General features: G+C 59.9%; 5 protein-coding genes. All 5 read left to right on the top strand.

The features are described 5' to 3' along the window. Window positions 1-186: 186 nt before the first annotated feature. The 5 genes from GGQ90_RS23930 to GGQ90_RS23910 all read left to right on the top strand — a co-directional run bounded on the left by GGQ90_RS23930 (window position 187) and on the right by GGQ90_RS23910 (window position 6,173). Window positions 187-618, top strand: a complete 432-nt coding sequence (locus GGQ90_RS23930; RefSeq protein ID WP_188084188.1) for a hypothetical protein — start codon at window positions 187-189, stop codon at window positions 616-618. Window positions 619-1,148: 530 nt separating this feature from the next. Further along, window positions 1,149-2,234, top strand: a complete 1,086-nt coding sequence (locus GGQ90_RS23925) for a dsDNA nuclease domain-containing protein (protein ID WP_159365884.1) — start codon at window positions 1,149-1,151, stop codon at window positions 2,232-2,234. Between the two features lie 57 nt (window positions 2,235-2,291). After that, complete coding sequence (locus GGQ90_RS23920) at window positions 2,292-3,980, top strand: hypothetical protein (RefSeq protein ID WP_159365885.1); 1,689 nt, start codon at window positions 2,292-2,294, stop codon at window positions 3,978-3,980. Between the two features lie 632 nt (window positions 3,981-4,612). Further along, window positions 4,613-5,074, top strand: a complete 462-nt coding sequence (locus GGQ90_RS23915) for a hypothetical protein (protein ID WP_159365886.1) — start codon at window positions 4,613-4,615, stop codon at window positions 5,072-5,074. A 166-nt stretch (window positions 5,075-5,240) separates the two neighbouring features. After that, on the top strand, window positions 5,241-6,173 hold the full coding sequence (locus GGQ90_RS23910) for a DUF5983 family protein (protein WP_246428412.1): 933 nt from the start codon (window positions 5,241-5,243) through the stop codon (window positions 6,171-6,173). Window positions 6,174-6,227 lie beyond the last annotated feature (54 nt).

Below are 6,227 nucleotides of genomic sequence, written 5' to 3'. Positions count from 1 at the left end.
TCTTCAGCGAATCGAGCAGACCGCCCTGCTCGAAGGCGGCACTGGCAGCGCCGCCCGCCAAAAGCTGATCGAGAAGCTCATTCGGTATGGCAGGTACTTTGCGTCGTGACATAGTGGGACTCCTTGTTGCCCATTATGCCCGGCCACACACGGAAATCCTGACAGTCCCTCCAGCAGCGCGCGCAATTGCGCGCCTGGCTCGAGCGCGGACTATGCGAGGGCGAGGTCCTCGCCGGCGGCCATATCCGCTGGACCAGGCTCGCGCAGGGTCTGTCCGGCCGCCTCGGCGAATTCGTCGCCCGCTATGCCCATAAAGCCCAGCCACGCGGACACCGCCTCGTTATCGAACTACGCGATGGCGATCCCGCAATCGGCTTCATGACGCCGCAGGGCGAACTGCTGAACCCCGAGGCGATCATTACCAACAAAGCGCATATGCGCAGACACATGGCGGCGATGCTGCGATGCTTTGCAGCCGCCATTCCGCATCACCCCGACATGGCTGCCCGCACAGCACGACCAGACAATCCGGGAGTACCCCATGAACGAGATGACCAGCTTGCCCGTCATGCCGGGCAAGGACACGCAAGCCGCAATCCTCCTGCCGGGACCGATTGACGATGGCCGTTGAACCGAGCGGGGCACAAGCGGACTTTCCGAGATTGAACCGCGCCGAATTCCGCAACGCCATCCCCACACTTCCCGCTGCGTGCTCGTCGCGCTCCTGCCCGGTGACTTTCAGAAGGGTGCCCGTGCGAAAGCACACCAGAACTGGAAATGGTATCGCCGTTTATGCCGGTACGTTTGGCGAAGCCTTGATATCCTCCCGACAATCGCAGTCTGATATACGAGCTGTTATCGCAACCGAGTTTTCCGACGATTCCGGTTGAAACCACTCCTCGGCTGCGAAAGCCCAGCTCTGGCCGGTAGATGACGGTCCGGTTCGAAGCCGGGTTGCGGGGATAGGTAATGCTCACGCGGTGTCGGCTGCCGGCTAGAATGGGCCCTTCACCGATCGCCCTTGGAACGGCGGCTTCCCTGGGAGCCAGTCAATCGCTCAGTTCCGGTCAAAGCGGCTCACACGGCGAAATTGTTGGTTGCAAAGCTTTATCCACGTGGCATTTTGGCCTCCGGGGGAAGCAATTTCGATGGCATCCAAGGCTCTGATCGCAAAGAAACCGCGTGAACAAGCAGGCTCGGTGGCCTCACGCGCTTTTGACTTTCAAATGCACGCGTCGATGGCGCGAATTCTCGAGGCCTACCAAAACGGCGAAGGCTTTGTTGCCTATTTCGACTTCTTTGACGACTTAATTTTTCTGACCGGAGACGGCGACGACGCTGCCATTTGCTTTTACCAGATGAAATCCCGCGCCGGCTCGGCCTGGACGCCTAAACGGTTGGCAAGCAGGCCAGCCAAAGGCGACCTGCCCAAATCCATCGTTGGCAAGACCTATCACAACCTGCACGAATTCGGGGCGCTGGTTCGGAAGGCAGCGATCATCTCGAACCAACACCTCCAGGCGAAATATCCTGATGGCAGCAAGACCGGACCAGACGACGGTGAGATATTGCTTTCAGCATTATCCGCTGAGGATCATGGCGTCTTGGTCGCCGCGATCCAAGCCGATTTCCCCGGAAGCATCGATCCACGGCACGCCGAACTTTTGGTTTATGAGCGCATCGCGCTCGACATGCAAAGCTTCCGCCAGACCTTGCTCGGCATTGTCACCGAGTTTGCGACCGCGATCGGGCCAGAATATGCGGTATCCGCCCAACCGCTTTATCAGGCGCTGCTCAGCGAAATCTCGCGTTGCACCGGGACCGTCGCTTCCAGCGCGAGGAATCTCCCCGAGCTCAAAAAGCAAAAGGGTCTCGCGGCTTCGGATGTCGCGGCGCTGGTTGAGCAAATGAAGCGACGTGGCCGCACGCCGACCGAATGGTGGCCGACCGTCGAAGCTGAGCTAATAGCCGATGGGTGGAAGACCATACCGCTACGCCGCCTATCGCTTGCCTGTCTAGAATATTGGCGGGCCCGCGAACGCGGCGCTGGGATTGCCCTTGATCTTCATCAAGCGCTCGCTGAGTTGTTTGCCGCGCACCCAGACTTGGTGGACGACACCATCGTAGGAACGATGGCCGCCTATAAGCTCGCCGGCAGTATATTGGACCCCGTAGGTGAGCCCTATACCGGCCAAGCCGCACTACTTGTCGAAATCATGGAATCGCTCGGATGACCGGTCCCAATGTCACGCGGCTGCGCCGCATCTTGCGATCGCTGAAAGACGCTAGCCATGACCAACGTAAGATTCGTCGGACTCTTCCTATTGTCGCGGACCGAGAAGCGCGCGTTGAAGGTGCCCTTGAACGCGTCAAGGATCGTCATTCAAGGTGGAAACGGCTTCGGAAAATCAGCGATTCTGAAGAGCATCTACGAGACGCTGGGAGCCTTACCCCAAAAGATTGATAGCCGATGGCGGGCCGGGAACGTCTCGAGTGCATTGGTCTTTGAATATCAAGGAAAACGCTACACTGCGGTAAAGGCGCTGGGCATGTACGCCTTGTTCGACGCTGAGCGTAAATTGCTATTCTCGGGCCAACAAATAGTAAAGGAATGGGGGCCGCAGCTTGCGAAATTCTTTGGCTTCAAGCTAATAATGACGGATCGCGACGGCGACATTGTTGTACCGCCACCATCCTACATGTTCGCGCCCTTCTATATCGATCAAGATATGGGCTGGAGTCGGCCTTGGTCATCCTTCCAAGATCTCTACCTCCCCGATAGCACGCGCACCTTGGCTGACTATCACTCGGGGCTCAGGCCCGATGCTTATTATGAAGCGCGCGCTAATCTCGCCGTTGATCGCATCGCGCTGTCCGAACTCGAAGCAAGTGTCTCGACACTGCGAGATGCTATAGACCAAATCCAGCAGATTGATGAGGGTGTAAGCCCTACCTATGACATGGGAGAGTTTCGCGCTGAGGTTGAAGACCTTGTTCGGGAAAGCGAGACTTTGCTGACGCAGCAACGCGAGTACCGGCGCGAAATCTCCGAATTGCACGAGGAAACGCACCTTCTTCAGTCCGAGAAGAGCCTGCTTGAGCGCGCGCTCCGCGAACTGCGCGAGGAGTTTGATGTCGCCGCCGCGCTGCCCGACGAGATCGAGTGCCCTACCTGCGGTCAGGGCTATGCGAACGACTTGGCCGACCGCTTCGCGCTGATCCAGGACGAAGGCGTGCTGACTGAGGCGATCGGCGCCACTAATATCAAGCTAACCCGCGTCAGGGAAGACGAGCAGCAGAAACAAGATAAGCTGCACGAGATCGAGAGGAGCCTCCGACGGATCGAGCATATTCTTGCGGTCGAACGAGCAGCCCTGTCTTTTAATGATGTTGTGATCGCCGCTGGGAAGACCGAAGCTGCCAAGATTCTTCGCAGCTCGCTGGGTGAGAAGGCCGCCGATGCCGCTGATGTACGCTACCGCGTCGATAAGCATCGAGATACAATGACCAGCCTCACTAGTGCCAAGCGAAGTGGCGAGATTCTAAAATTCTACCGCGCGCTACTCGCTAAATATGCCTTCGACCTAGATGTTGCGCTCGAGCAGGATGGCGCGCAGTCTATACACCGTATCCAGGCCGCGCGTGGCAGCGAGGGGCCTCGTGGACTTCTGGCATATTACTATGCGTTTCTGCAAACCCGCGTTAAATATGCTACCGCCACGGCATTTCCGATTGTGATCGACGCCCCCAATCAACAGGGCCAGGACGCAGTGCACCTGCCTCAAATGCTGAGGTTTATCTTCGCGCAGGCGCCGGCTGATGCGCAGGTCATCGTCGCTGTTGAGGAGGCGTCGCAGGGTCTGCCGGCCGATGTGGATATCCGATCCTATGGCGTGCAGCGGCGGCAAGTACTGCGCGAAGCTGAGTTCGATGAGATCAACGAAAGGTTTTCTGTATACACTAGGCAACTACTGCTATGATATTTTGAATGGTTTATTGCGGCGGCAACCTGAGCGCGACTAAAACCTAGTTGCCGCATCTCGCGCTTTAGCATGTGTCGGCATAATCAGCCGTTGATCAAACGTGCTCCCCTGATGGCTCCGGATCCATTGATAACCGGATTATCCGAAACGTGCTCTTTCGAGGCTGGACTAGGAATGGCGGGTAAGTCCCAGCCTTGGTCTCAAGCGGAATGCCCGCTCATGGGCGCGCCATTTTCCCAATAGAACGGCTTGGATGGGCGCAAACCGGGCGCTCTGTAGAGCGTCCGAATCGACCGCGACTGATGACCGACCGACCTAACCGTCCTCGTATCGCTAATGTTACCGTGAGTGTTCGAATAATGCACAGAGGCCATCTGGACCGCAGGCGCCTGGCAGCGCGCCGATAGCCGCTCTACGACAACGCGGCGACCAGCTCTGCGGCAAACTGATCGAGGCAACCGCCCCTTACATCCCGACGCCTTACGTCTCCCGTAGCATAGCCGCCGATTTCCGACGCCGATCTTGGGCGTGTGCGTGGGCCGGAGAGCAGGGAGCGGAGAGGGGAGGAGGGCTGGGGCGACGGACCCGGGGCGGTCGACTGCCTCTTCCGTGCCTCTGGAGATTATCCCATGGATGTGATCGTTTCCCGCACCCGCATCGCCGGGTGCGCGCCTCTCTATTCCTATCGTGCGCTGGTCCCGCTGGAAGGCGTCGATCCCGATCGGCGACACCGCGTTGCGGTCCTGCATGTCCAGACCGCGACCATCCGTGCGGCATGCACGCGCATTGCCGACACGATTGCGCCCCATCGTTGGTTCGAACGGGATATCGCCGTTTCCTTTGGCCTCGCCGCCCAGCTCGGCCTCGCCGCGCGGCGCATCGAAGCGCTTCTGCTGCAGTCGGTGTTTCCCGAGATGACCACCTGGTTGGCGCCGATCGCGCTTCGGCTCGACCATGACCCGGGAAGCGCGTCCCACCGCGTCGCGACCATCGATCTCAATGCCGCTTTCGATGCCGTCGTCCCGCGCATCGACACCCTGACAGCCGCCGAACTGGCGCCGCCTCGGTCCATCGATCGCCGCGCCGCCTGATCCAGGAAACTCGCACATGATACATTACACACTTTCCCATCTCGAAGCGGCCGCCTCCCTGTGGGAAGCGGTTCTCGACCTGCGCGACCATCCGGCCGCCGAACCCGACGCTCTCGTTCGTGCGCTGGCGATCCGCAAATCGTTCGAGGCGATCGGGACCTGCGCCATGCGCATCATTGTCGTGGGCTGGATCGATGCGGTCGATGCCGCCTGGTACAGGAACCAGGAGACCTGCCCCTTCTGTTTCGACTGGTCCTTTGTGAAACAGTGGGTCATCGACACCATCGACTGGTCGGATCCCGATAATCCGGCGATCCGGATAGATGCTTCGGGCACTGACATGACGGACAATGTGACTACGGCGGCCCAAGCGGGGGCGAAGTCGGCCGGGCCAGCGGGGCCGCAAATCACTCGGCACGATCATGTCGCCCTGCTCGCCCGCGTGCGCGCTGCCCTGGAGAGGCCGGACAGCCTCGATGCCGCCGCGCGCGCCGCATTGATCGGGGTGATCGGCGCCAGCGAAAGCGGGCTCAGGGTTTGTGCGCTGCCCTGGCCGATTGATGTCCATCTGGGCATCATCGAGCACCGTCATGGCATCAATTTCTACGCAGGCCTGAACCGTGACGTTCTCGTCGCGGAGATGGCGGAATATGCGCGCGAATGGTGGAAGGAGATCGGCGACAGGCGCGATCCGAATACGCTGCCAGATGACGAGGTCATGGCCGCCTATTTCGACGATCACCCTTCGGAAAGCTATTCGACCGAGATCCTGCGCCTGCTGCCTCTCCCGGCAGTCCGCTCAGTCTCTTCGATTGAAAGCGGCGCCTACTGCGTGCTCTCGACAGCCCATCTGACGGTGCAGACGGCCGGCCTTCTCGACAAATGGGCCTGCTGGCCTCCGAGCGACCGCCCCATCGACATCGCCGCCTCCGTCTATGGCTGGTTCGTGCCGACGCGGCCGCTACCCGATAACCGTCGGGCGCAGATTCCGGATGATCTTCAGGAGATCATCGCGTTCGGACGTGATCGGGGCTTCCAGTTCCTGCTGCTCGACTGCGACGCGGATCGTGCCGCCGATCTCCCCGTCCACGACTGGTGACCGTATCGAGGAACGGCTTACCAGCCGGGAAGAGTCTGGTTGGCATCCCGCCGG

Source organism: Sphingobium scionense, assembly GCF_014197035.1.
Lineage (GTDB): Bacteria > Pseudomonadota > Alphaproteobacteria > Sphingomonadales > Sphingomonadaceae > Sphingobium > Sphingobium scionense.
The sequence above is the reverse complement of the archived record's forward strand: the minus strand, read 5'-3'. Positions and strand labels throughout refer to the sequence as shown.

Excerpts from the sequence above, each read along its gene's own strand:
- GGQ90_RS23925 (WP_159365884.1), top strand. The coding sequence starts at position 1,149 with ATGGCATCCAAGGCTCTGATCGCAAAGAAACCGCGTGAACAAGCAGGC.
- GGQ90_RS23920 (WP_159365885.1), top strand. The coding sequence starts at position 2,292 with ATGACCAACGTAAGATTCGTCGGACTCTTCCTATTGTCGCGGACCGAG.
- GGQ90_RS23915 (WP_159365886.1), top strand. The coding sequence starts at position 4,613 with ATGGATGTGATCGTTTCCCGCACCCGCATCGCCGGGTGCGCGCCTCTC.
- GGQ90_RS23910 (WP_246428412.1), top strand. The coding sequence starts at position 5,241 with ATGCGCATCATTGTCGTGGGCTGGATCGATGCGGTCGATGCCGCCTGG.